25 protein-coding genes are annotated in these 24,762 nt (G+C 64.8%); 15 read left to right on the forward strand and 10 right to left on the reverse strand.

Annotated elements, in window-relative coordinates; genetic code table 11:
* The first annotated feature begins 47 nt into the window (after positions 1-47).
* Both CUREI_RS01220 and CUREI_RS01225 read left to right on the forward strand, forming a co-directional pair.
* Positions 48-425 carry a hypothetical protein gene (locus CUREI_RS01220; protein ID WP_038613649.1) on the forward strand — a complete coding sequence of 126 codons (378 nt, stop codon included), beginning with the start codon at positions 48-50 and terminating at the stop codon, positions 423-425.
* Positions 426-443: 18 nt separating this feature from the next.
* Positions 444-662, forward strand: a complete 219-nt coding sequence (locus tag CUREI_RS01225; RefSeq protein ID WP_038609494.1) for a hypothetical protein — start codon at positions 444-446, stop codon at positions 660-662.
* Here CUREI_RS01225 and menE read toward each other — a convergent pair.
* Positions 659-1,798: an o-succinylbenzoate--CoA ligase gene (gene menE / locus CUREI_RS01230; protein WP_038609496.1), complete on the reverse strand. Its 1,140-nt coding sequence runs from the start codon at positions 1,796-1,798 to the stop codon at positions 659-661. The genes CUREI_RS01225 and menE overlap by 4 nt on opposite strands.
* Positions 1,795-2,604 (reverse strand): YhfC family glutamic-type intramembrane protease, encoded by an 810-nt coding sequence (locus CUREI_RS01235; RefSeq protein ID WP_038609498.1) that lies wholly within the window; start codon positions 2,602-2,604, stop codon positions 1,795-1,797. The genes menE and CUREI_RS01235 overlap by 4 nt, the downstream gene beginning before the upstream one ends.
* A gap of 263 nt (positions 2,605-2,867) precedes the next feature.
* Here CUREI_RS01235 and CUREI_RS01240 point away from each other — a divergent pair, with 263 nt between their 5' ends.
* The 5 genes from CUREI_RS01240 to CUREI_RS01260 all read left to right on the forward strand — a co-directional run bounded on the left by CUREI_RS01240 (position 2,868) and on the right by CUREI_RS01260 (position 7,835).
* On the forward strand, positions 2,868-3,857 hold the full coding sequence (locus CUREI_RS01240) for a hypothetical protein (RefSeq protein ID WP_038609501.1): 990 nt from the start codon (positions 2,868-2,870) through the stop codon (positions 3,855-3,857).
* A gap of 55 nt (positions 3,858-3,912) precedes the next feature.
* Positions 3,913-5,022, forward strand: a complete 1,110-nt coding sequence (locus tag CUREI_RS01245) for a sensor histidine kinase (RefSeq protein WP_038609504.1) — start codon at positions 3,913-3,915, stop codon at positions 5,020-5,022.
* The gene (locus CUREI_RS01250; RefSeq protein ID WP_038609507.1) at positions 5,019-5,657 is read left to right on the forward strand and encodes a response regulator; all 639 of its coding nucleotides are present in this window, start codon (positions 5,019-5,021) and stop codon (positions 5,655-5,657) included. Before CUREI_RS01245 ends, CUREI_RS01250 begins: the two co-directional genes overlap by 4 nt.
* A gap of 64 nt (positions 5,658-5,721) precedes the next feature.
* Entirely contained in the window at positions 5,722-6,423 is a 702-nt protein-coding gene (locus CUREI_RS01255) for an ATP-binding cassette domain-containing protein (RefSeq protein ID WP_038613651.1), read from the forward strand.
* Positions 6,420-7,835, forward strand: coding sequence for an ABC transporter permease (locus CUREI_RS01260; protein ID WP_051952113.1), 1,416 nt, complete (start codon positions 6,420-6,422; stop codon positions 7,833-7,835). The genes CUREI_RS01255 and CUREI_RS01260 overlap by 4 nt, the downstream gene beginning before the upstream one ends.
* A gap of 7 nt (positions 7,836-7,842) precedes the next feature.
* Here CUREI_RS01260 and CUREI_RS01265 read toward each other — a convergent pair whose 3' ends face one another.
* Positions 7,843-8,841, reverse strand: coding sequence for a hypothetical protein (locus CUREI_RS01265; protein WP_144242382.1), 999 nt, complete (start codon positions 8,839-8,841; stop codon positions 7,843-7,845).
* Between the two features lie 151 nt (positions 8,842-8,992).
* Between CUREI_RS01265 and CUREI_RS01270 the strand changes: the two genes are divergently transcribed.
* Positions 8,993-10,357, forward strand: a complete 1,365-nt coding sequence (locus tag CUREI_RS01270) for a M20 family metallopeptidase (RefSeq protein WP_038609513.1) — start codon at positions 8,993-8,995, stop codon at positions 10,355-10,357.
* On the opposite strand, the gene CUREI_RS01275 is transcribed toward CUREI_RS01270, so the two are convergent.
* Positions 10,354-11,286: a 1,4-dihydroxy-2-naphthoyl-CoA synthase gene (locus CUREI_RS01275; protein ID WP_038609516.1), complete on the reverse strand. Its 933-nt coding sequence runs from the start codon at positions 11,284-11,286 to the stop codon at positions 10,354-10,356. The genes CUREI_RS01270 and CUREI_RS01275 overlap by 4 nt on opposite strands.
* A 106-nt stretch (positions 11,287-11,392) precedes the next feature.
* On the opposite strand from CUREI_RS01275, the gene CUREI_RS01280 reads away from it, so the two are divergent.
* From CUREI_RS01280 to CUREI_RS01295, 4 genes are all read left to right on the forward strand, one after another.
* A complete protein-coding gene (locus CUREI_RS01280; RefSeq protein ID WP_236627235.1) occupies positions 11,393-12,526 on the forward strand; it encodes an ATP-binding protein in 1,134 nt (377 codons plus the stop codon).
* A 66-nt stretch (positions 12,527-12,592) separates the two neighbouring features.
* Positions 12,593-13,555 carry an o-succinylbenzoate synthase gene (locus tag CUREI_RS01285; protein WP_051952114.1) on the forward strand — a complete coding sequence of 321 codons (963 nt, stop codon included), beginning with the start codon at positions 12,593-12,595 and terminating at the stop codon, positions 13,553-13,555.
* A gap of 49 nt (positions 13,556-13,604) precedes the next feature.
* Positions 13,605-15,185 (forward strand): SLC13 family permease, encoded by a 1,581-nt coding sequence (locus CUREI_RS01290; RefSeq protein WP_038609522.1) that lies wholly within the window; start codon positions 13,605-13,607, stop codon positions 15,183-15,185.
* A gap of 158 nt (positions 15,186-15,343) precedes the next feature.
* Positions 15,344-16,393, forward strand: a complete 1,050-nt coding sequence (locus tag CUREI_RS01295) for a LacI family DNA-binding transcriptional regulator (RefSeq protein WP_038609525.1) — start codon at positions 15,344-15,346, stop codon at positions 16,391-16,393.
* 43 nt (positions 16,394-16,436) lie between these two features.
* Here the strand turns inward: CUREI_RS01295 and CUREI_RS01300 are convergent, their stop codons facing one another.
* From CUREI_RS01300 to CUREI_RS01325, 6 genes are read right to left on the reverse strand one after another with little or no spacing between them, the layout of a single operon-like run.
* The gene (locus tag CUREI_RS01300) at positions 16,437-17,213 is read right to left on the reverse strand and encodes a DUF1868 domain-containing protein (RefSeq protein ID WP_084768087.1); all 777 of its coding nucleotides are present in this window, start codon (positions 17,211-17,213) and stop codon (positions 16,437-16,439) included.
* Positions 17,152-18,471 (reverse strand): extracellular solute-binding protein, encoded by a 1,320-nt coding sequence (locus tag CUREI_RS01305; protein ID WP_038609531.1) that lies wholly within the window; start codon positions 18,469-18,471, stop codon positions 17,152-17,154. Before CUREI_RS01305 ends, CUREI_RS01300 begins: the two co-directional genes overlap by 62 nt.
* Positions 18,471-19,301, reverse strand: coding sequence for a carbohydrate ABC transporter permease (locus tag CUREI_RS01310; RefSeq protein ID WP_038609534.1), 831 nt, complete (start codon positions 19,299-19,301; stop codon positions 18,471-18,473). The genes CUREI_RS01305 and CUREI_RS01310 overlap by 1 nt, the downstream gene beginning before the upstream one ends.
* Before the next feature lie 5 nt (positions 19,302-19,306).
* The gene (locus tag CUREI_RS01315; RefSeq protein WP_236627237.1) at positions 19,307-20,272 is read right to left on the reverse strand and encodes a carbohydrate ABC transporter permease; all 966 of its coding nucleotides are present in this window, start codon (positions 20,270-20,272) and stop codon (positions 19,307-19,309) included.
* Positions 20,272-21,351 (reverse strand): ABC transporter ATP-binding protein, encoded by a 1,080-nt coding sequence (locus tag CUREI_RS01320; protein WP_038609537.1) that lies wholly within the window; start codon positions 21,349-21,351, stop codon positions 20,272-20,274. Before CUREI_RS01320 ends, CUREI_RS01315 begins: the two co-directional genes overlap by 1 nt.
* A gap of 10 nt (positions 21,352-21,361) precedes the next feature.
* The gene (locus CUREI_RS01325; protein ID WP_051952116.1) at positions 21,362-21,991 is read right to left on the reverse strand and encodes an HAD-IA family hydrolase; all 630 of its coding nucleotides are present in this window, start codon (positions 21,989-21,991) and stop codon (positions 21,362-21,364) included.
* Between the two features lie 192 nt (positions 21,992-22,183).
* On the opposite strand from CUREI_RS01325, the gene CUREI_RS01330 reads away from it, so the two are divergent.
* The 3 genes from CUREI_RS01330 to CUREI_RS01340 are packed head-to-tail and all read left to right on the forward strand — an operon-like array spanning position 22,184 to position 24,750.
* On the forward strand, positions 22,184-22,726 hold the full coding sequence (locus CUREI_RS01330; RefSeq protein ID WP_051952117.1) for a hypothetical protein: 543 nt from the start codon (positions 22,184-22,186) through the stop codon (positions 22,724-22,726).
* Positions 22,727-24,343, forward strand: coding sequence for a 2-succinyl-5-enolpyruvyl-6-hydroxy-3-cyclohexene-1-carboxylic-acid synthase (gene menD / locus CUREI_RS01335; RefSeq protein WP_038609540.1), 1,617 nt, complete (start codon positions 22,727-22,729; stop codon positions 24,341-24,343).
* Positions 24,340-24,750: a DUF3592 domain-containing protein gene (locus tag CUREI_RS01340; protein ID WP_038609543.1), complete on the forward strand. Its 411-nt coding sequence runs from the start codon at positions 24,340-24,342 to the stop codon at positions 24,748-24,750. Before menD ends, CUREI_RS01340 begins: the two co-directional genes overlap by 4 nt.
* Positions 24,751-24,762: the final 12 nt, after the last annotated feature.

The following is a 24,762-nucleotide window of genomic DNA, read 5'->3' on the forward strand; positions in this document are numbered from 1 at the left end:
AAGTTCTTTGACCAATTTCAGAACGAATTAGGGAAAGGGTGGTGGCGATGAAGGCGTTCACGGTGACCGCAGAGCGTGGTCCGAGCGGCGCTTGGGTGCTGGAGTGCGATGAACTTGGGGTGGTCTCACAGACGCGGCGACTCGATCGGGCGGCCGATGAGGTGGCGGAGGCGATCGCGTTTCAGTCTGGGATGCAGCCGGGCGAGTTTGAGATCGAGGTTGTGCCTATCCTCCCCGCCGAGGTCGAGTCGTTGCGTAAGCGTGCCGACGAACTCGGCGTGAAGGCGAAAGCTGCATCGGATGATGCTGCTGCCGCGAGGTCGGCACTGGCCCGCAAGATGAAGGACGAGGGGTTCACGCTCCGTGAGATGGGGCAGGTGCTCGGAGTGTCGTACCAGCGGGCGTCGGAGTTGGCGGCGGGGTAAGGAAGAGTAGCGGCGAAGATGCGGTATAGCTACAAGGAAATCAAGTCTCTAGACGGACTGCGCCTCAAGCGTCCGCCGCACCAGGGGGAGATCGCGGCTGCGCACTTAGTGATCAAGCAGATCAACCAAGGGAAGCGCCCGGGCGAAGAGATCACGCCGTTTCTCCGGTGGGTGGCTGACTACGGCTCACCGGGCTTCCAGGTCGCGCCTGTGATCATTGAGAACCCGAACGGCTAGAACAGCTCCTTGACGGCCGTACGGTCCACCTTGCCCGGGCCGAGCTGCGGCAACGCCGCCACCACCTTGAGCTCCTTGGGGATCTGCCAGTGCGCGATGCGGCCGGAGTCCTCTGCGTCGGCGAGCGCGTCCAGGATGTCCGGCACTGTCGCGGAGCCGGTGTAGGCGGCGCAGATGCGCTGGCCGAGGCGGTCGTCGTCTTTGCCGATGACGGTGGCGGCGGTGACGCCGTCGATAAGCAAAAGCTCCTCTTCCAACACCTCGGGGTGGAGTTTGAGGCCGCCTGAGGAGATGACGTTGTCGGTGCGGCCGAGGACCGTGAGCACGCCGCTGTCGAGCTCGCCGGCATCGGAGGTGCGGAACCAGCCGCCGGTGAGATCGGGGGAGTCGAGCTGGTGGTAGCCGCGGGCGACCATAGGGCCGCCGAGGTGGATGCGGCCGTCCTGGATTCTCACGCGCGCGCCGGCGATGGGGCGGCCGTCGTAGACGCAGCCGCCGGAGGTTTCGGAGGAGCCGTAGGTGGTAACCACGTTGATGCGCAGCTTCTTAGCCGAGTCGAGCAGACGCGGGTTGGTTGCGGCGCCGCCGACGAGGACCGCGGAAAACGTGCGCAGCGCGTCGATGCCCTTGAGCGTTGAGGTGGCCTTGGCCAGCTGCATCGGGGTCAGGGCGGTGTAGGTGCGCTCGCCTGTTTGGGCGAGCTCGTGGGCGCGGGCGGCGAACTCGGCGACGTTGAAGCCGCGGGTCAGGTCGATGAACGCGGGCTCGACGCCGGCGACCATGCTGCGGACGAGCACCTGGAGCCCGGCGATGTAGGCGGCGGGCATGGCAAGCAGCCACTGGCCCTCGCCACCGAGCGCCTGGTGGGTCGCGTCCGCGCTGGAGATCAGGTTCGCCGGGGTGAGCATCGCGCCCTTCGGCTTGCCCGTGGAGCCGGAGGTGGACACGACCAGGGCGATGTCGTCGTCGATGGGCGCGCCGGGCTTCAGCGTGTTACGCAGCAGGTTCGTGCGTGCCGGGTCGTTCGCGGGCACCGGCAGGAGTGTGCGCTGACCGGTCAGGGCCTCTTCCAGCGCGGGGATGATGGCCAGCGGGTTGGCGGGGTCGACGGGGAGAAGTTCCAGCAGGTGGGTCACGGGGCGGGCGTTTCGTTCTCGAGGGGGTTGGTGGGAGTGGTGCGGGCGAAGGTCTTGTGCGACAGCGGGCCGTCGATAGTCGCCCACAGCCCCGCGGCTGTGAGTGCGGTGAGCAGCAAGTACATCACCGGCACGCTGTGGGGCGCGACGAGCACGGCAACGGCGTTGAACCCGATGTGGCAGGCAACCGCAAGCGCCCAGAGCTGCCAGCGGCGCTCGCGTACCGCGCGCAGCACGATCAGGGTGAACACCACGTGCGCGGCGATCGCGAGCGCGCGCTCGTACCAGCTTGCGGCGATCATTCCCATGCCGATGTTCTGCAGCGCCTCAATCTGCTCTGCAATGGCTTGCGCGGTGGCGGGGTCGTCGTTTCCGGTGGCCTGCGCCTTGATTGCGTCGCCGCTGGTCAGCAGCATGATGTTGCCGGCAAACAGGTTGGTGAAGAGTAGCAGCGCCTCTATGCCGCCGTGACCCAGGCCGAAGCCGACGCCGTCGTTCCACTCGCGGGTGTTCTTGTCCCAGAATCGCAGCACGATCCAGCGGGCGGTCTCCTCGAACAGGCCCGAGGTGACCAGGAACAAAGTGGTGGTCAGGGCGGTGGCCGTCGCTGGATCGAATGTCTTGCTGAGCAGGAACTGCAGCGGGATCACCAACGCAAACCTGGCCACCTGGGACAGTGGGAACGCCAGTGTGCCCCAGCCGAGCGACGCCCACCTGAAGCCGAGCCTGCGCTTTCCCACGAACCACGCGGCCAGCACGAGGGCGACCAAGCCCACGAACTGCAGAATGAGAAGGCCCAACGTCATGGCAGAAACGATACCGGTGCGGACGTGGCGGGTCGCGGTGGGCGGTGCGACGGGGCGGTGGAAACGAGCGTTTGCGGCGAGGTCGATACCTTGATGTCGATAGTTGCTGGTCACAGCGTTTCGCCGATTTTGGGTCGAAAACACTCTCGACGCGCTGACCTGGAACTATCGACCTGGAACTATCGACATCGAGCTATCGACCCGGCTAGCCCCGCTCCTAGTCACCTGTAACGCAGATCTCACTTTCCACCGATTAAACAGACATGAGGAAGATCATCGCACCGGCCGTCGCTGCGGCGACCGCCCTTTCACTCACTGTCCCTGCCCCTGCTACCGCAGCCACCTTGACCCCGTTTACCAAGGACGGCACCAACTACTGCCGCGTCACGCTCAATGACGTCGAGCGCGGCCCCGCCAACCAAGCCGAACGCGCCGCGAAGACGCTCACGCACGGCATGTACGCCACCTCGGTCGTCGAGGCGTTCGAGGCCACATTCCCGGAGCTGAAGAAGCTTGGCGACGATTACGTGGCCGACCCCACCGTCATCGAGCACCTTCGCCTGCTGCGAGACGACAAAACGCCCGAGGGCGACATCCGCGCCGACGCCCGCGCCGCCGCGAAGGAGAAGCTGGAGCCGCTGGGCCTGCACACCACCGACGCCGACTTCTACCTGGACATGAAGGAAGGCTCCCAGATCCCGCTGGGTCCGGCCGGCCGCTCGCTGAAGGGCAACGCCGACTGGTTTGTGGGCATCGACGGCGGGGTGCCGAAGGTGCAGCCGCTCGGCGACGAGTACGCGTTCGGCCACACCGGCCAAAACACCGCGCAGTGGCTGCGCCACGTGGAAGGCTGGCAGCGCGAGGCATTCGCCGCGAACATGAAGAAGACCTACTTTGCTCAAGTGCTGGACACGCTGGAGAGCTCGTACTACTACGCGCTCGAGGAGTCCAAAACCTGCCACGACGGCACTAGCCACGTCATCTTCCCCACGCAGGACCTGAAGCTGCCGGAGGCGCCGAAACTGGAAAACGTCGACCTGGGCGACGCCACGCCTGAGCCGGATCCCGCCCCGAAGGACCCGGAGGAAAAGCCGGACGAGAAGGCCCCGGAGACCTTCGACGCGAAGCTGGCGCAGATCATCGGCATCGTCGCCGCGGTGCTTACCGCCCTGGGCGCGCTGTTCGCGCTGCTGCAGAACGCGGGCGTCAAGGGGCTGCCCACCATTCCGCAGATCCCGGGGTTGACCAAGTAGGTTTCCTCCTTGGGGAGGAGGTGGGGGCGCGGAGCCGTCGATAAGCTAGGCGCCCGTGCATGTGAAAACGGGTGACGCGGTGCTCGCGGTGGCGGCGACGGTGCTTGCCGCCGTCTACACCGTGAGTGCGATCAGCGACCCGGGCGCCGCCGCTTGGGCGCAGGCCCTGCTGTCCTGGGGGTTCGTCGCTGCGTTCGCGGTGCTCACCGGCAAGCCGCGGGTGGCGTCGGCCGCATTGGTGGCGCTCAACACCGCCTGGGCGCTGGTGTGGCTGGCCGCGCCGGTGAACCTGGGCTATTCGATGTGGGTGCTGGCGGTGCCGGTGGCGCCGTTCGTCGCCGGCAGGTACGCCGGTAAACGCTTCGCGCTTGGGGTGCTGGCGGCGGCGTGCGCGTGGGCGTTGCTCTCCCCGTTTATGTGGACGTGGGACGAGCAACTCGTGTTGTTCTACCGCCGTGGGGTAGACGGCGCGCTCACGCTGGCGCTGCATTGGGCAGCGTGCGCAGTGGCATACCTGCTGGGTGCGAATCTGGCGGGGGAGGAGGCCGCCCGGCGCAGGGCCGCGGAAGCCAAGGAACAGCGTCTGGCGGCGGCGCGGGTGGACGAGCGCCAGGCCATCGCGCGGGACATCCACGACGTGCTGGGGCACTCGTTGACCCTGATCAAGGCGCAGGCCAACGCGGGGCTCGCGTCCGGGCGCGAGCGCGAGGCGCTGCAGCAGATCAACGCCGCCGCAGGTGAGTCGCTCGCGGAGATCCGCCTGCTCGTGCGCGGCCTGCGCGAGAGCGATCGCGGGTTCGCGCCGGTGGCGGGGATCGCGGAGCTGCCCGCGCTGGTGCAGCGCTTCCGCAACGCCGGCATGCAGGTCACACTCGACGCCCCGCCTATCAGCGTCCCTCCGGTGACCTCCCTTGCCATCCACCGCATCGTGGCCGAAGCGCTGACCAACGCGGCCCGCCACCAGATGGACCCGGTTGTCTCCGTGCGCGTGACATCGGGACAGACTGTTGTGGTGGAGGTGGTCTCCACCGGGCGGGTGTGCCCGCAGCCCGGCACCGGTGTCGGTTTGGAAGGTCTGCGCGAGCGCGCCGCGAGCGTCGGCGGCACGCTCGAAGCATGGCAGGCAGGAGAGGAATTCACCGTGCGGGCGGAGTTGGCGGCATGATCCGGATTTTGCTTGCGGACGACCAACCGTTGCTGCTCAGCGCACTCGAGACCATCCTGGGCGCGCAAGACGACATCACCGTCGCGGCCACAGCCGCCGACGGGGCGGAGGCGGTGGAGAAGGCGCGGGCGCACCGCATCGACGTCGCCGTGCTCGATATCCGCATGCCTGTGCTGGACGGCATCGCCGCCGCCCGCACAATCATGGAGCTGGGCCCGCGGGTGATCATGCTGACCACCTTCGACGACGACGCGCTCATCCACGCAGCCATCGCCGCCGGCGTCCACGGATTCCTGCTCAAGGACGCAGAGCCGGACGTGCTCGCGGGAGCGGTGCGCGCGGTGGCCAGCGGCGAATCCGTCCTCGCGCCCGGCGTGACCGGCAGGGTGATGGAGTGGGTCCGCGAAGGTCCAGGTAGTCCGGCGTCGGCCACTGCGCTGGAGGGGCTGACTACCCGCGAGCGTGAGGTGCTCGCCGAGGTCGGCCGCGGAGCGACCAACGCGGAGATCGCCGCCGCGCTGTACATCGCGGAAACCACAGTGAAAACGCACGTATCCAGCCTGCTGGCCAAACTCGGCGCACGCGACCGGGTGGCGCTGGCGCTGATCGCGCAACGCGCCGGCATCTCCTCCTAGAGAAGGAGGCGCTGTGGTCCCGCAGGCCGATGTGTCAGGCTTGCTCACCGCGGACGATAGGGGCATGACCGATACACAACTCGCCTGCCGCGGTGTCGCAGTTTCGTTCAGCGGGCACCAGGTGCTGCGCAATATTTCACTGACAACCACCCCGGGCCGCGTCCACGCGCTGTTGGGACCCAACGGCGCGGGGAAATCGACGCTGATGTCGGTGCTGCTCGGCCTGATCCAGCCGGACGCGGGCGAGGTGACACTGATGGGCCAGCCGTTCACCCGCGACGCGCTGCGGCACGTGGGTGCCTCGATCAATGACCCCGCCTTCTACAGCCACCTGAGCGCGCGCAACAACCTGCGTGTGCACACGACGCTGCTCGGCCTGCCCGACTCGGAGGCGGACCGGGTGCTCCAGCTCGTCGGCCTGCAGGGCGCAGGCAAGAAGAAGGCGGGCACCTTCTCTACCGGTATGAAGGGCAGGTTGGCGCTGGCGCAGGCGCTCATCGGTGAGCCGGAGGTGCTCATTTTGGACGAGCCCCAAAACGGCCTCGACCCCGAGGGCATCGCGCAGCTGCGCGCCTACCTGAGGGACTACGCCCGCGCCGGGCGCACCGTGCTGGTCAGCTCCCACCAGTTGGGCGAGGTGCTGCACATGGCGGACGACGCCACCGTCATCGCCGGCGGCGACGTCCGCTTCGCCGGGGAACTTGCGGAGCTGGGCCCGAACCTGGAGGAATCCTTCTTCCGCTTGACCGCAGGGGGCAGGAAATGAGTCTGCTTCGCGCCGAATGGATCCGCGCCAAAGGCTCAACGCTGTGGTGGCTCGCAGGAGCGGGGCTGCTTCTTGGCCTGCTGCTGACTGCTTTTTCGTTGGTCGGCGATGTCGGCTCCGCGAAGTCCCTACTGTATCCCCAGGGGCTCTTGGTCACCGGTATGGCCGCTCCCGTTGCGGCGCTGTTTGCGGGACTGGCTGAAAACCGCGAGCGCGACTCCCGCGCCGGGGGCACACTCTGGCGGCCCGTCTCCTCCACGGGCACCCGCGCCGCCCGCATCACAGTGGTGTGGCTGGCCCTGGCCGTGTTCGCCGTTCTGGACTTCGTGGTGCCCGTTGCGGCGGCGCTGGTGTTCGGCCTGGATGGCGCTGCGCAAGTCGCGCTCGTCGGTGCGTTTGTGTGGCTCGGCATGCTGGGCCCCGCGGGCCTGGCAGCCGCGGCCACACGCCGTGTTGGGCTGTTGCCGACGCTCGTAGCCGCATTCGTGTTCACGATCGAGCTCGGGTACTTCGTGGAGCGAAGCTGGTGGTGGCTTAACCCCGGTGCCTGGCCCGCGCGCTTGGCGTTACCCACGATGGAGATGCACTTCAACCTGTTGCCGCTGGAGGACACCTCACCCATGGCCGGCGAGTCGCCGTTTCCTGCGCTCGCGCTCACCTTGCTTCTAGCCGCGGCCGGATTCGCTGCTGCCGTGCTCACCCCGCGCCGCACGCGACCCATTCTTAGACGCCGCACCACCCACGAAGTCGTTGCGCCCGCGCTTGCTGGGCCGGCCAAGCCGAGGCCCGCGCGCACCGGGTTTGTGTCCGCGTGGAAGGGGGTTGCGAGGGCGGGGCGGATGCCGTCGTTAAGCATGGTGCTTGTGCTGACCGCACTGGTACTTTTGTGTGCCACCCGCTATCCGGCGGACGTGCGCCAGGCGCTGTTCGCGTACGCGATCCTCCCGGTTGGCGCGGGCGTATTGCCCACGCTTGTGTGGCCGCGGATCCGCCCGGCATGGGCGCTGATGCAAGTGGAGCACCCGCGAGTCGGCGTCGCGTTGATGAGCTGGTTTACCAGCATCGTTGCGCTTGTGTGCCTGCTCGCGGGCGCAGTGGCTGGGAGTGCGCGTTTTGGTGTGCTCGCCGTAATTGCCGGCACCGTCCTCACCCTCGCTGCGCTCGCTGTGACCGTGCGCTTTGGCGTGATGTGGACGCTGGCGGCGACAATCCTGGTCACGATTGTCTCTGTCACCATCGGCGGCGACGTGCTGGCGGAGTCCTTCCTGTGGATCGCCGCGGTGCCCGCCTGGCCGGTGACCGCCACCGGCCCGCGGGGGTGGGTTGCGCTCGCGGTTGGCGCAATCCTGCTGGCCGCGGTGGTGGTTGTGCTGCTCCGGGTACTGCGCGGGATGCGCCCGGTCCGGCGCTGAGCTGTGCTTAGCCGGTGCGGTTCAGCGGGCCTTCCGCGTGGTAGCGCCCGGTGGGGGCGTTGTAGGTGGCGCGCTCGCGGGAGTCGTTGATGGAAAAGTGCCAGGTGCCGCCGTTGTCGCAGGTGCCTTCCGTGATGTTCTCGCGGAAACCGTCCTGGATCTCCTCTCCGGCGGAGGCGTGCGTCGGCTCGAGGAGGCCCGCACAGCCGAGGTCCGGGTAGGTCACCGGGATGCGGCCGCCGCGGTCGCGGGTGCCGAACTGTACGCGGTAGGACTGGTCGTTGAGCTCCGAGATGTCGGAGACCTGCTTCATGGTGCCTTCGCGCGGCACGTTCAGCGGGTCGGGCTGGTCCAGCTCCGCCAGTTGCGCGGTGTCCGTGGTGGGGGTCCAGTGGATCAGGGTCGCGTCGTCCAGCGGGTTACCCACGACGGTCTCCTCCGGGCCAAAGGTCTTGAGCAAGCGGTTGCCGTGCAGCTCGAACTGGGTCGCGGTCAGCGTCGTACCGTCCGTCTCGTATTGCGTCAGTCCCGGCTGCACGCCGGCGGTGAACACGGTGGGGTAGGTGCCGGCGGCGTCAACCAGGTAGTCGGTGGTGGCCGTGAGGGTGCCGTCGACAAGCTGCAGCACCCGCACGGGTGCCGGGCCTTCCTTGCCGGCGCGTAGGAGCAGCTCGAGCTCGGCGTCGCCGTCGACGTCGATGAGGTCGTAGGTGAACGTGCCGTCGAGGCCGTCCTGGTCGGCGAAGTACTGCGCCGGGTCCGCCAGCGCCGCGGCGTAGGCGTCGCGCACGTTGGGGACCGCGGAGGAGGGCGGGGGAGCGGGGAGGTTGTTCTCCTCCGCGACCGGCGCGACAGGATCAGCGGCGGGAGCGTCGGCGGGCAGGGCCGCTTCCGCGGCGGTGTCGGCGGCGTCAGCGGTGGTCGGGGTGTCTGGGATGTTTCCGTCGCACGCGGCCAGAGTCAGCGAGGCGGCGACGATTGTGGCTGTCATCGTTCGCTTCAACATGGCCGGAGCGTAACCCGGTGACCTTGAAGTGCCCTGAAATTTCCGTACAGGTGTTTAAGAATAGGAGGGGAATTGGCTCCGACGTGGTGCACGGGCTTTTTGTTACCGTCGGCCGAAATGTCCTGTTCGACAAGATCACTGCTGAGCAACGATGTCTACTTCCGACCGACCCGCCCGACCGACCACCCCCTCCAGCGCGTTCTTGGAGCGCATGGATGAAGCCGTCCAGGACCGGCTCGCGGAAGCAGAGCCGGACTTCGATCTGGGGCCGAGCAGTCCTGAGCACTTGCAGTCCTGGAAGGACGCCGAGGCGCGGGTGGGAAAGGTCCGCGCGGACCTTAACCACATTGTCCGCGACCTGCACGCCCACCCCGAGGAGGCGTTTGAAGAGCACCACGCGCAAGCGGTGATCGCCGAAATTCTTGAACGCCGCGGGTTCCAGGTGGAACGTGGCGCGCATGGCGTATCGACGGCACTGCGGGCCGGATGGCGCAGCGCCGACTACGACCCGACGGTGCACCCCACCGTTGCCGTGCTGGCCGAGTACGACGCGCTTCCCGGCATCGGCCACGCCTGCGGGCACAACGTCATCGCGGCGGCCGGTGTCGGCGCCTTCCTCGGCGCCGTGGGAAGCGGCAGCGGCAGGATCGTGTTCCTGGGCACCCCCGCGGAAGAGGGTCACACCGGCAAGGAGTACATGATCCGCGGCGGGATGCTCGACGGCGTCGATTGCGCGGTAATGATCCACCCGTTTTCCTACGACCTTGTCTCGCACGTCTGGGTGGGGCGCCGCACGCTGACCGCAACGTTTACCGGCGTACCGGCGCACGCCTCGATGCAGCCGTACATGGGGCGAAACGCCCTCGACGCGGCCACACTCGCCTACCAAGGGTGCGGGCTGCTGCGCCAGCAGATGCCGCCTTCGGACAGGTTGCATGCGGTGCTTCCCGACGGCGGAGCCCGCGCCTCGATCATCCCCGAGACCGCCACCCTGCAGCTGTACGTCCGCTCCCTGTACACGGAAACGCTGATGGACTTAAGCCAGCGCGTGGAGGACATTCTCAAAGGCGCGGCCCTGATGACGGGCACGGCAGTGGATGCGCATTGGGACGAACATCCGATGTCGCTGCCCGTGCGGAACAACGCGACGCTTGCCCGGCGGTGGGGTGCCACGCAAGCGTCACGCGGGAGAGACGTGCTTCCGGCGGGAACCCTGCCGGATTCGCAGGCCGCGTCGACCGACTTCGGCAACGTCTCCCACCTGGTTCCGGGCATCCATCCGCTGGTGAAGATTGCGCCGGAGGGCACCGCGCTGCACACCACCGATTTCGCCGCGGCGGCGATCTCGGACCAGGCGTTTGAGGGCGCGTTCGATGCCGCGGTCGGGCTGGCGCAGACCATCGCTGACATCCTCAACGACCCGCAATTGTTAGTCGACGCGCAGGAAGAGTTCCGCGTCGCCGGCGGCGCGATCTCCGTCGAGGAGCTTCTCGCTGGCGCGGGCGAGCAGCGCTAGTAGTAGAAGGGGAATTCCTCCCAGTTCGGCGGACGCTTCTCTAAGAACGAGTCGCGGCCCTCGACGGCCTCGTCGGTCATGTACGCCAGGCGGGTGGCCTCGCCGGCGAAGACTTGCTGGCCCATCAGGCCGTCGTCGACAAGGTTGAACGCGAATTTCAGCATGCGCTGCGCGGTGGGGGACTTGCCGTTAATTTCGCGGGCGACCTGGATCGCCTCGTCCTCAAGCGAGGCATGCGGTGCGACGATGTTCACCGCGCCCATGCGCTGCATCTCTTCCGCCGTGTAGGTCCGGCCCAGGAAGAAGATCTCGCGGGCGAATTTCTGGCCCACCATCTTGGCCAGGTACGCCGAGCCGTAGCCGGCGTCGAAGGAGCCCACGTCGGCGTCGGTCTGCTTGAACCGCGCCTCCTCCTTCGATGCGATGGTCATGTCGCACACCACGTGCAGCGAGTGCCCGCCGCCAGCCGCCCAACCGTTGACCACGGCGATGACCACCTTCGGCATCGTGCGGATCAAACGCTGCACCTCCAGGATGTGCAGGCGCCCGCCCTCGGCTTTCACGCGCGCGGTATCGACGGTTTCTGCGGTCTCGCCGCCGGCGTACTGGTAGCCGGAACGCCCGCGGATGCGCTGGTCGCCACCGGAGCAAAACGCCCAGCCGCCGTCCTTCTCGCTCGGCCCATTGCCGGTCAGAAGCACTACGCCCACCGACGGGTCGCGCCGGGCATGATCCAGCGCCTGGTACAGCTCGTCCACGGTGTGGGGGCGAAACGCGTTGCGCACCTCGGGGCGGTCGAACGCGATGCGCACGGTGCCGTCGGCACGCTCCTTACCCACGTGGCGGTGGTAGGTGATGTCGGTGAAATCGAAGCCCTCGACCTCGCGCCATTGGGAGGGGTCGAAGGGCTGGACGGTGGAGTACTGCATGGGGGTAATCGTACTTACGCGTCCGCTTTATAGCTCTTTATAACTACCCCAACCTATAAAGAGGTATAAAGAGGCTATGGTTCAGCGCAGTCCGTACACCCCTGGCGTGGTGGCCTCCACCATTTATGGCAGAGACCAACTTCTTAGGGAAGCGAAGCGCGAGCTTTTCTTTATGGCTCATGATCCTGGGCTGATGGGCCAGGTGAAGGTCTATGTGGGGCCCCGCGGCATCGGTAAGACCAGCTTGCTTCGAGCAATTGAAACAGAAGCTAAGTCTGAAGGCTTTGAAACCGCCTGGATCACAGCGGGGGACAGGCCACTTTTCAGTGCCCTTTTGGACAAAATCAGCGAGATTGCTCGCAGCTGGAAGGATGAGGCGGGAGAAAAGCTACTCGGACTGTTGTCGTCGCTGCGGGTTGAAGCGTTTGGAGTTTCGGTTGGAGGATCTCAGCCCGTTGAAGGCCCGAGGCCAGATGTGTCGGGTTATGGCGACCAAATGCAGCGTGCGCTTGTTGATGCAGCGGAAGCCATCCGGGGCAGGGCTAGTGGAATGGTTATCTGTATTGACGAGATTCAGTCGGCTGATGCGGATGGTCTGCGCTCGCTTGCGTATGCGTGGCAGCAGATGCAGGCAGAAAATGCTGAGCTCCCTCTCGCCATTTTTGCAGCTGGGCTCAGTCATAGCCAGGATGTGATTACCGATGCTGTGAGTTTTGCGGAGCGCTTTAGCTATGTGCATCTTGAATCTCTGGACCGCGAACACGCTGAGGAAGCATTGTTGCAGCCGGCTGAGAAGAAGGGCGTGAGTTGGTCTCCTGCCACGCTCCAGGATGCTGTCGGTTTGGCAGGTGGTTACCCGTATTTCATTCAGGTTGTAGGCGATCTGGTGTGGGAAGCGGCCGATTTCCCGGACCCTGGTACTTCGATTGGTCTGGCAAACCTCCAACATGTCGCGGATCGATTCCAAGAAACTCGGTTGACCATGTTCCGCTCCCGGTGGCACAAAGCTACCGACGTGGAGAGGGAATCTATTAGTGCAATGGCTGAAGACCTTGAGCCACAAGTGAAGCGTGGCGATATCGCCGAGCGAATGGGGCGACCTACCACCGGAATCAGCATGGTCCGTAGATCTTTGCTTGACAAGGGATTAATCGAGGAAAGTGGCTTCGGCTACCTGAGGTTCACTGTTCCGGGGTTCGCTGAATTCGTAAGAAACGAGCGGGGTGGGGCGGAAACGTGAGGCTCGTCGCGTCCGCTTTATACCTCTTTATAACTGCCCCAACCTATAAAGAGGTATAAAGCACTCATGCTGCCTACTGCCGACGAGATCCTCGAGCGCGCCCACGTTGTCGCTCTGCCCATGGCCGTGAAGTTCCGCGGCATCACTACGCGCGAGGCGCTGCTCATCGACGGCCCCGCCGGCTGGGGCGAGTTCTCCCCGTTCGTCGAGTACGGCCCGCGGGAGTCCGCCGCGTGGCTGCGCGCCGGCATTGAGGCCGCGTTCACCGGCCTGCCAGAAGCCCACGGCACCGTCGAGGTCAACGGCACCATCCCCGCCGTTGAAGATGTCGAGCCGGTACTCGCGCGGTTCCCCGGCGTAACCACGTTCAAGATTAAAGTCGCGGAACCCTCGCAGTCGCTTAACGACGACCTCCGGCGCGTCACCGCCGTCCGCCGGCTGCGCCCCGACGCGACGCTGCGCGTGGACGCCAACCGCGGCTGGAGCGTCGACCAAGCCGTCGAGGCTGCCGAGAAACTGGGGGAGCTGGAGTACATCGAACAGCCCTGCGCCACCGTGGAGGAACTCGCGGAGGTGCGGAGGCGCACCAGCACCCCGATCGCCGCGGACGAGTCCATCCGCCGCGCCGCCGACCCGTACCGCGTGGCCGGGCTCGGGGCGGCTGATGTGGCGGTGTGCAAGGTCGCGCCGTTAGGTGGCGTCGATAAGCTCCTGCGAATCGCGCGCGACCTCAACCTCGATGTGACCGTGGCCAGTGCGCTGGATACCGCCGTCGGGATGGACGCGGGGCTTATCGCCGCGAAGCTCGCGGGTTCGCGCGCGGCAGGGCTGGCCACGCAGCGGTTGTTCGTGGAGGACGTCGCCGAGCCGCGCGAGATCGTGGCCGGGCGCATGGCCGTTTCCCGCACTACCCCCGATCCGGACAGGCTGCACGGCCTGCGCGCGCCCGCCGAGCGCCGCGACTGGTGGTTCGACCGCGTCCGCGCCTGCGTAGACGTACTGCGGCAAGACCCCCGAAACCGGGTGTAATTCCGGAAACGAATGTGGGGAATAGGGGGTGTCCGCTAATCTTTCGCCCATGTCGACTCCCGTGATCCACGATTCCGCCGCGCTTTCCGACGGCGACCTGGCCAAAGCGCCCGAACCCGGCGAGTGGCGCCGCCAGCTCATCGGCCTGATCACCGGCGTGGTGCTGGCCGCGCTGGTCTACATCTTCTTCCCCTCCGGGGCGGCGGAGACCGTCGCCCAGTCCTCCGGCGCGAAAGAGGGCGTGGAGTACTCCGCGGACACCATGCGCATCGTCGCCGCCACCACTGTGCTCATGGGCGCGTGGTGGATGACCGAGGCGATCCCGCTGGCCGCCACCGCGCTGCTGCCCATCGCCGTGTTCCCGCTGGCGGGCGTCGCGCCGTTTAAGGACGTGTCCTCGCCGTACGCCTCCGCGACGATCTTCCTGTTCATGGGCGGCTTCCTCATGGCGCTGGGCCTGCAGCGCTGGAACCTGCACCGCCGCCTGGCGCTGATGGTGGTCAAGGTGGTGGGCACCAGCCCGAAGCGCATCATCTTGGGCTTCATGCTCGCCACCGGCTTTATGTCCATGTGGGTGTCCAACACCGCAACCGCCGTGGTGATGCTGCCCATCGGCACCTCCGTGCTCATGCTCACCGCGGACACCGTCGGCGGGATGAAAAACCAGAAGAAGTTCGCTACCGCGCTCATGCTGGCGATCGCGTACTCGGCGTCGATTGGATCGCTGGCAACGCTCATCGGCACCCCGCCGAACGCGCTGCTGAAGGGCTACATGGAGGAAGCCCACGGCATCGTCATCGGCTTCGGCGAGTGGATGCTGGTGGGCCTGCCGGTGGCCGTCGTGTTCACCTTCATCGCCTGGTGGGTGCTCATCACCGTGTTTAAGCCGGAGGTGGACAACATCCCGGGCGGGCGCGAACTTATCGACGGCGAGCTGAAAAAGCTCGGCCCCTGGACCTTCCCCCAGGTCGCCGTCGGCCTGATCTTCCTGGTGGCCGCGCTTGCGTGGATCTTCATCCCGCTGGGCCGCAACCAGTTCGGCTGGGACTTCCCGTACGACGACGCCATCGTGGGCATCATCGCCGGCCTGCTCATGTTCATCGTGCCGGGCACCTCCAACGGCAAGCGCCTGCTGGACTGGGAGACGGCCAACGAGATGCCGTGGGACGTGCTGCTGCTGTTCGGCGGCGGGCTGTCCCTGTCCGCCATGTTCACCGCCACCGGCCTGTCCCTGTGGATCGGCGAGAAGGCGAAGGGGCTGTCGTCGCTGCCGATGTTCCTGCTCATCCTCGCCGTCGCCGCACTCGTGCTGATTTTGACGGAGCTGACCTCCAACACCGCCACGGCCGCGACGTTCCTGCCCATCATGGGCGGCGTCGCAGTGGGCATCGGGCTTACCGACGCCACGGAGATGAACGTCATGCTGCTTGCCATCCCAGTAGCACTCGCCGCCACCTGTGCGTTCATGCTGCCGGTGGCCACCCCGCCGAACGCGATCGCGTACTCGTCGGGCTACGTCACCATGGGCGAGATGATCAAGGGCGGCGTCTGGCTCAACGTGATCGCCATGGTGCTGATCACGCTGGCCACCTACTTCATCGCGGTGCCGGTGTTCGGGCTCGTGCTTTAAGAGACCCAGAATGGGGGAGGGCCCGCACGACAATGTGTGTGGCCCTCTTTTTGGTAGATTCTGATTCTTGGTGTGCTGTGCTACGTCGCAAGACGGCGTGGGATGGCGCGGTACGAAGACAACAGCAGTGGAGTCAAGGGAATCGAACCTTGAACAGAATGGATCCGACCCGTCACCAACGGGAGTTGCGTGGCCTTCAGTCGCGACGCTCGAAGCCGACGATTCTTGATGTGGCTGCGGCTGCCGGCGTTTCTAAGTCCACCGTTTCCCGCGTCATCCGGCAAGACTCGCGTGTCGCGGAAACAACGCGGCAAGCGGTTGAACAGGCGATCAGACAGCTGGGGTACGTCCCCGCGATGTCCGCTCAGCTCATGAGGGCGGAGCCTGCCCCGACCATTGGACTCTTGATTAGCTCCATCGATATCCCGATTTTCGCTCAGCTGAACCGGTATCTCCACGAAGGATTGACTGAGCTCGGGTTCCATGTGATCCAGCAGACGGTCACCCACTCGACCCGTGAGTCGAACGAGGCGGCGTTGGAGAATCTCGCCAGCATGCCGATCCAGGGCATGCTCGTGTCTGTCGGCGGAGTCGAGTCGGAACAGCATCTTCGGTTTGCGCAACAAATGCCCTTGGTTGTCGTGGGGCGGCCCGAACCGACAGGGCAGCTGGACACGGTTGGTTTCGACGAAGAAGCGCACGCACGGTTGATCGTGGATCACCTCATTGAACTCGGGCACACGCGGATCATGATGCAAGAAGCGCCGCAGGATCGCTCCATGGGCACGTGGATGAGAGCTGAGGCGCAAAAGGCATACGCGGCATCAAAGGGTCTGGATTTTGCTTCAGCCGTCACCTTTGGAATGAAGGAGCAAGACCTCATCCGGTGGGTCGATGAAGCGTACCGCGACGGCTATACAGCGATCACGGGCCTTTTTGATCGCAACGCTATTGCAGTGCTTAGGGCAGCAAGAAAGCTAGGAATTGACGTCCCAGGGCAGCTTTCAGTTACAGGGTCAGACGGGGTTCTCGACGGACTGGATCTCATTGGACTGACCACGGTCCGAAAACCCGTCGAGACGGTTGGGCGGATGGCAGCGCGGCGAATTGTGGAAATGATTCAGTCTGACGGCGCAGGTTGCAAACATATGCGACATCTTGTCGCCGGAGAGCTCGTAGTTGGAACCACCACTGGCGGGGTGAATTGAAAAAGGGCCGCTCTGCATAGAGCGGCCCTTCGGGGGATTCGAGCTAGAACATCAGCAGCGGGGGGAACGAAAGCATGTCGTCGAAGACATTGAATGCTGGCCGCTCCAAGTCAAAGGTGTCGATTTCCTGGACCCACGCAGAGTAGCGCTCTGCCAGTTCACCGTTGAGCTGCTCCGTAGTTTCGGAGGCCGTCAGGCGGTAACCGAGACTGCAATGAAAACGGTAGGTATCAAAGTGCTGGTCCTTGATCTCTAGCACGTCACGCAAACTCGACCGGAACTCGTTGAGCTGCTCAGCCATTTCCTCGTCTGCAGGAACGAGATGCACGGTCAGCGATACGCCGAGGTCGTAGACATAGTCTGGCTTCATGCGTAGCGGCGGCAGGGCAGGAATACTGTCCCGTTCATCAACGAGCCGCGTGCGGATCAGCTCAACCGCCTCCGTCATGTCCGACGCAGGTTTCAACCAGTCCGGCCACCGGTCTTCCTCGCCAATGAATTTCCGGTCTTTGAGCCCGGGAAACACCGTCATGTGGTAGCTCGAGGGCGGAAGTAACGCGAAATGCTGCGTCATTCCTTGCTCCGCTGCGTCGTCCTGGATGCGTTCGCACACTTCGTAGCTGGGGCTGTCCTCTACGACATTTGCGACAAACGTGCAGCCGCGGTGTCGCTTAGCGGTGCCGTCAGCCTTGAACTTCTCAAAGGTTCGTTGATCTGTGGCAGGGGGAAAAGAATTCAACGGTTTACTCCAGCCTCTACTACTTGCCGGCGCGCTCGTTGTAGGAGGTGATTTCCGCGTCGGCCCCCTGCTGCGCCTCATCGAGCGCAGTCTTTGAATCGCTGCCGTTGGCGATGGAGGACATCGCGGACTGGTAGGAGTTTCGCGCAGAGTTCAGCGCACCGGTCTTGCAGCCGGCGGTCACCTTGTTGCTCGGGGTGTTCTGGATCTGGGCGATGAGAGATTCCTGCTGCTCCGTGAGGTCAGCCAACGACTCACCTGCGCCCTTCGTGGTGGGCAGGTAGCCGGTCTGGTCGAAAATCTTCTTCTGCACCTCGTCGGTGCCTACGTACTGCATGAACTCCCATGCAGCTTGCTGGGTGTCCTTGGAGTGGCCTTCCTTGATTGCCCAGAGCGAGTTGCCGCCCGGAACCGCGCCCGCTTCGTCGGTGTCACGCGGCAGAGAAAGGATGGACCAATCGAAGTTCGGGTTCGCGCTCACGATGTTGCCGTAGTTGCCGGAGGAGTTCAGCTGAATTGCTGCCTGATCAGCCAAGAACGCGCCCGTGGCGGCGGAACCGTCGTTGCCCGGGTTGTGGATTGCACCCTTCGAGTACAGCTCGCCGATGCGCTTCCAAAGTTCTTCAGTTTCGGGCGACGTCAAGTTGAACTCGGTTGCGGCGGTGTCGACGCCATTTTCGGGGGAGCACATGTACTGGCCGGTCATTGACTGGAACTGCTCCATGTACCAACCGCTGTGGTGGAACGTCAGTCCAGCCTTGCCAGTCTTGTCGTGGATTTTCTCGGCGGCGTCGAGCAGTCCGTTGACGGTGGACAGGTCATCGTGGCTCACGCCGGCCGCTGCCAGCTCGGTGTCGTTGGTGTAGATGGCCGGCTGGGACACCATGAACGGCATCGAGTAGATCTTGCCGTCGAAGGTGTAGTAATTGCCCACAACATCCATGAGGTTGTAGAAGTTGTAGTCGCCGCCGAGCTCCTGGGCAGGTGTGGCAACACCGGAGTCGCGCAGGTACGCAGTTTGAACGTCGGATGCCTGGAGGAGCGCGGGCAGGTCGCTGGTCTGGACTGAGGCGATGAACTTCGCGATCGCGTCCTCGTAGCTGCCTTGGTAGGAAGCCCGGACCTCAATCTCACCCTTGTGCTCGTTGTTGAAGTCGTTGACGATCTCCTCCAGCGTGGTGGCGGCCGCGCCGGATGCCGAGTGCCAGAAATCGACGACAACGGCACCGTCGGCGGTTTTTTCAGTATCTCCACCGCCCGAGGAGCCACCGCAGGCGACGAGGGTGGTGGACAGTGCAGCAGCAGTAGCGACAGCGATGACGTGCTTAAGCTTGGACATTATTTGACGGCTCCTTCGGTGAGACCACGTGTCAGGTACTTCTGACCGAACACGACGAGTAGGACAGTTGGGATGACGGCGATCATGAGGCCGGCAAGAACAAGGCCGGTGTCGATTGCCGCCTCGTCTGCGAGCGACTTGATACCTGGTTGGATGGTGCGGACAGAGGCAGACTGCGTAATCAGCAGCGGCCACATGTATCCATTCCAGGCTGCGATGGCGCTGGTGACGATGGCGGTCATGCAGACCGACCGGTTGAGGGGGAGGAGGAAGGACCAGAGGAACTTGAAGGGTCCGACCCCTTCGAGGATGGTCGCCTCTCGGATTTCTTTGGGGAACTCCTTGAATGCTTGGTAAAAGAGGAAGAGGGTGAAACTGGACGCCAGGTATGGGATGAAGATGCCTACGACGGTGTCGTAGAAGCCCATACTCCGAACAGTGAGGTAGTTACCGATGACGGAGACTTCGCCCGGGATCATCATTGGTAGGAGGAAAAAGACCAATGCCTTTGATGCGCCGGGGAGGCGTCCGAACACCAGCGCATACGCTGCGAGTACCGAGGTGACGAACTGCCCTGCGGTTTGGCAGACAGTAACGATGACCGAGTTGATCAGCTGCTGTCCCACAGCCGATTGATTCCACGCGCGTGGGTAGTTGTCCAGTGTCGTTTCCCCGAAGAACAGGGTGTCGATGCCTGCCTGGATGTCGCCCGACGTGCGGAACGATCCGATGATTGCGTACAGGACCGGAAACGCTACCGCGAGGCAAATGATCAGCAGCCAAATCCAGATGAGGATTGTGGCGAAAGGAGAGCGGAGGTTGTTGTTCATGGTTCTTACCTCTTATTCCGGTTGGATAGCCAGAATTGGATGAGCGTGAGGATGAGGATGATGACGAACAGCACCATGCCTCGAGCAGATGCAGCTGCGAAGTCAGCCGTGCCGCCGCCGAACGCGAGCGTGTAGATATCGAGAACGAGTGTTCGCGTTGAGTTACCTGGGCCGCCGCCGGTGAGCACCTGGAAAATGGTGAATTCCTTCAAGGCTGCCATCGCCTGGGTTACCGACAGCACGAGCAGCATGGGCGCGATACTCGGAAGAATGATGTGCCGGACATACTTCCATCCGGTCGCTCCGTCGAGGTTTGCCGCCTCAACCATTTCTCCGGGGATCCCGTCGATTGCGACAAGCATCAGCAAGGTGACGAAGGAAATGCCGATCCACACGTCGGTGATGAGCACAGAGATCATGGCGACGCGGGGGCTCGTCAACCAGCCGACTTGACCGAAACCGATCGCGCTGGCGACTTGGTCGAAGAAGCCCACAATTGGGGCAAACATGAGTCGGAACACCAGTGTGCCCACCGCGGTCGAGATAGCCATCGGGATGAGCACAACTGCGCGCATCCAGAAGGTGCCCTTCAGGCGGTATGACAGGGGCAACGCGATAGCGAGTCCCAGTGCAAGCTTCAAGATGACCGAAGCGACCGTGAAAAACAGCGTGCGGGAGAACGTCGACAAGAAAGTGGGATCCGAGAACATGTTGGCGTAGTTCTTGAATCCGGCGAAACCTGCGGGGCGTCCGAAGAGGTCGGTGCTGCTAAAAGACAGGTACACCGCCCGGAAAAACGGTAGAAAATCGAAGGCGACGAAGAGCAGTACCGCCGGGAGAAGGCAAAGCCAAGCCCACCATTCGCCAAATTCGCGGCGGCGCTTTGGTTCTGCGGTGTTCTCCTGCTCACCTTCCAAATCCTCTACCGGGGGGATTTGGGGGCCTGGTGCCCCTTTCATCTGGATACCCATTAGTTGATCCTCATCGTTGTTTCCGCGTCGAAAAGGTGAATGAAGTCACGGTCGAACCGGAGCCCGAAGCCGTCGCCGGTTCCGATCTGGACGGTGTTGGGGGTGCGGACGATGAACTCCCCGAGGTCGTTGAGTCCGTCGATCGATACGTGAACGTATTTGTCGGAGCCAAAGTTCTCGACGTATGCGGCCACCGCATCGGTATCGCCCTGCTCACGGCCGACAACTGACAGGTTCTCCGGGCGGATGCCGACGACAACCCGCGGCGACCGAGGCTGGACCTGCAGCGCCGGTAGCGGGAGGCGGACGTGTCCGATGTGGATCTCGTTTCCTTCGATGGTGCCGGTCATCATGTTCATGGACGGGGTACCGATGAAGGTGGCGACGAAGGTGTTTGCGGGCTGGAGGTAGAGCTCCTCCGGCGAACCCACCTGCTGCATGTCGCCGCCCTCAAGCACTGCGATCCGGTCAGCCATGGTCATTGCCTCGGTCTGATCGTGCGTTACGTACAGCATCGTCGTGTTGAGGCGTCGCTGGAGCTGGCTGATCTCTGCACGGGTAGAGACACGAAGCTTCGCGTCGAGGTTGGAAAGGGGTTCGTCCATCAGGAAGACCTGTGGATCGCGAACAATCGCGCGGCCCATGGCGACACGCTGTCGCTGTCCACCGGAAAGTGCTTTTGGAAGCCGTTCAAGGTACTGGTCAAGGTCGAGGAGACGGGATGCCTCGGCGACGCGCTTGGCCTGTTCTTCCTTCGGGACCTTCTGCATCTTCAGCGCAAACGCCATGTTTTCCGCTACAGTCATGTGCGGGTACAGGGCGTAGGACTGGAAAACCATGGCAACGTCGCGTTTTGAGGGCGCCAGCGTGGAAGCTGGAACGTCGCCGATGTAGATTTCACCGCTCGTCAACTTTTCAAGGCCGGCGACCATACGAAGGGTCGTGGACTTGCCCGAACCTGAGGGACCCACAACGGCAACAAACTCGCCGTCGCGGATCGCTAGATCCATGTTGTTAATTGTTGGACGAGGGTTACCTGGGTAGTGGAGGGTGGCCTTGTCAAAGGTAATCGATGCCATATGCGGTTCCCTACGGGTGTTTTGCTGGGAGAACGCCGAGCGAGGTCAGTTCGGTGCGCGCATGCTGCGTGGACTGCCACAGATGGCCGTGCCAACCTGCGGAGTTTGCCCCGGCGATGTTTTTCTCCCGGTCGTCGAAGAAATGGAAGGTGGGTGATTCCACGTCGGAAAAGCCCTCAACTACGAGGTCGTAGATCCGCCGGTCTGGTTTCATGCAACCGTGTTCAGAGGAAAATACGAGGTGGGTGAACACATCAGACCACCCGCCGTCTCGCACCTGCTGCGCCATTCGAAGTGGGGCATTGCTCAAGATCCCGAGCGGGACCTTTGCCGCCGCGAGATCTTGGAGCAGTGCGTGCGGTTCCCGTGCGATTGTCGCGTTGAGCTCGGCATCTTTTTGTGCCGCCAGCGAGACAATCTCGCCACTGGTCGGAAGCCCGGCGCGCTCCAGAACCGGCGTCCAGAACGTGGAGTCGCTCGCACCGAGGTCGTACTCGTCGCGGATGGCCCAGTAGGCATCTGCAAAAGCACCGCGATCGAACTCGCCAGCAGAGGAAGCAATGTGATCCTGAAGTTGCTCCATGCGGTTGCCTTCCGGCACGAGAACACCGCCTATATCGAAAACGACCACAATGGTCACGTGGCACCCAGCTTTCATGTAGTGGTTTTTGGGAACGTTCTCACACAACCTCATGCAGGTGTCTGGGAAGTTAGACCCAAGCAAACATTTGCTTAACGTTGGGAACGATCCCATTAACCTTGCGTGCGCGGTGCGGTTCGCAGGTGGCGGTGCTGAAGCGGAACGCTGCTCGAGTCGGGTTACGCTGTTCGCATGGATCACGAGACGAGACAGTACGGCCCCCAGGGCGGCGAGCCGCGCCGCGAGCGGCCCCGGCAGTACTTCCCGGACCAGTCCCAAAACCAGCACCAGCAGCCGCACTACGAGCAGCGCTACGCCCAGCCCGCCTACCAGCCGCAGTACGAGTATGAGCAGCCGTACTACGACAACGGCTACGAACCGGAGCCGGAGAAGGGCACCTCGGCGGGCGCGATCGCGCTCGGCGTGTTCGCGGCGCTGAGCTTCATCGCCGCGGTGGTGCTGGCCGTGCTGTGGCGAAGCGCCGCCGCGGAGGCGGACAAGCCGCCGGTGACGGAGACCAGCACGGTCACACAGACCACCACGGAGATGACAACGGAAACCACCACGAAGTTCCCGTCCATCTTCCGGGACCGGGACAACCCCACCGCGACGCTGGAGCCGGAGCCGGTGCCGGCGCCGGATCCGAACGAGATCGAGCGCGAGATCCGCGACGGCGCCCGCGACATTCTGGACCAGCTGCGCGGCGGCGCGGACGAGTACCTACAGGAGCAGTAGATGGCAGCTATGGAGATTGCGGCGGCGGTGGCGGAGCTCGTCGCGAAGCATTGCACCGATGTGGTCATGAGCCCGGGCTCGCGCAACTCGCCGCTGGCCTACGCGCTTTTGGCGCGCCGCGACGTGACGGTGCACATGCGTATCGACGAGCGCTCCGCCGCCTTCACCGCCCTCGGTTTGGCACGAGTGCAGCGCCGGCACGTCGGCGTGGTGATGACCTCCGGCACCGCCGTGGCCAACGCGTACCCGGCGGTGATTGAGGCGCACATGTCGCACACCCCGATCGCGGTGATCAGCGCGGACCGCCCGGAGCGCCTCGTCGGCACAGGCGCGTCGCAGACCATCTGGCAGCAGGGCATCTTCGGCCGTTACGCCGAAACGCAGCAGGTGCAATCGCTTGACGACGTCCACGCAGCCTCCTTCGCCGCCAGCCAGGTCCACATCAACGTGGCCCTGGACACCCCGCTCGTGCCGGAGCAGCTGCCGGAGCCGGTGGGCGCGCCGCGCCGTGTCGGCCCCGGCGCGCTCGCAGGCTCGCGCGGGTACGCCGACCACGGCGCGGTCGATGTGGACCTGACCCGCAACACCCTGGTCATCGCCGGCGACGAGGCCCGGGAGGTGCCGGGACTCGAGCACGTGCCCACCATCGCCGAGCCCACCGCTCCCACGCCGTTCCACCAGGTGCACCCGCTGGCCGCGCGCTTTTTCGCCCAGTCCGAGGTGGCCATCTCCCACGACGGCGGCGACTTCGCCGCCGACACCAAACCGGAGCAGGTCATCGTGGTGGGCCACCCGACGCTGCACCGCGACGTGATGGCGCTGTTGGCGGACCCGGACATCGAGGTCATTGGCATCTCACGCACCGGGACGTTCACCGGGCAGCCGGACAAGCGCGGCTCGCGCGTCAACGCCACCGGCCAGCCCACGGACACGTGGCTGAAGATCTGCGAGGCCGCCGGCGACGTCGGCGCCGACACCGTGCGCCAAGCGCTCACGGAAGACGAGTTCGGCTTCACCGGCCTGCACGTCGCCGCCGCAGTCTGCGACACCCTCGGCGTGGGCGACACGCTGGTGCTCGGTTCGTCCAACCCGGTGCGCGACGCGTCGTTTGTGGGCATGCCGTTCGACGGGGTGTCGACCTACGCCGCGCGCGGCGCCGCGGGCATCGACGGCACCGTCTCCCAAGCCGTGGGCGTGGCGCTTGCGACCCAGGCGCTGCGGCCCGACGAGATCCGCGCCCCCCGCACGGTCGCACTCATGGGGGATCTGACCTTCCTCCACGACGCCAACGGCCTGCTCATCGGGCCCGACGAGCCGCGCCCGGGCAACCTCACCATCGTGGTGGCCAACGACGACGGCGGCGGCATCTTCGAGGCCCTCGAACCAGGCGCAGACCACCTCCGCGGCGCGTTTGAGCGGGTGTTTGGCACGCCGCACGGCGTGGACGTCGAGAAGCTGGCGGAAGCCTACGGGGCCGACTACCGCCGCGCCGACACCCTCGCCGAACTCAACGAGGTGCTGCTGGAGCTCGAATCCCAGCCGAACCCGATCACCGTCGTGGAAGCCGCCACCACCCGCGCCACCCGACGGGCGCTGGCGGCGCGCCTGAACCGATGAGGTGGCGCCGCCGCGCGCACCAGGTGGTGCTCGCGCTCTACGCCTTTGCCACGCTCGGCAGCGTGGCAATGGTCGCCGGCCCCGCGCTCAACGACGCCCGCATCCAGGCCAACCCCGGCCGCGGCACCGCCACCGTCACCGAAACCGGACCCATGCGCACGTTCGTGGAGTACCAGACCGAAGACGGCCAGTTGGTCTCCCCGCCGCGCGGGCTGTTGTACCCGACCGGCCTGGGGGAAGGGCAGCACGTGTGGGTGACCTACGCGAAGTCCGACCCCGACCTGGTCAAGGTGGAAGGCCGCGGCTGGGCGCTGGCGCTGACCCCCGCCCTGTCGACGTGGGCGGTGGCCACGCTCGTCGCCGCCGGGGCGTGGTTCGCCGTCGGACGGTGGGTGCCGGAGGAGTAAAAATTCATGTTT

This window comes from Corynebacterium ureicelerivorans, assembly GCF_000747315.1.
In the GTDB taxonomy this organism is placed as follows: domain Bacteria; phylum Actinomycetota; class Actinomycetes; order Mycobacteriales; family Mycobacteriaceae; genus Corynebacterium; species Corynebacterium mucifaciens.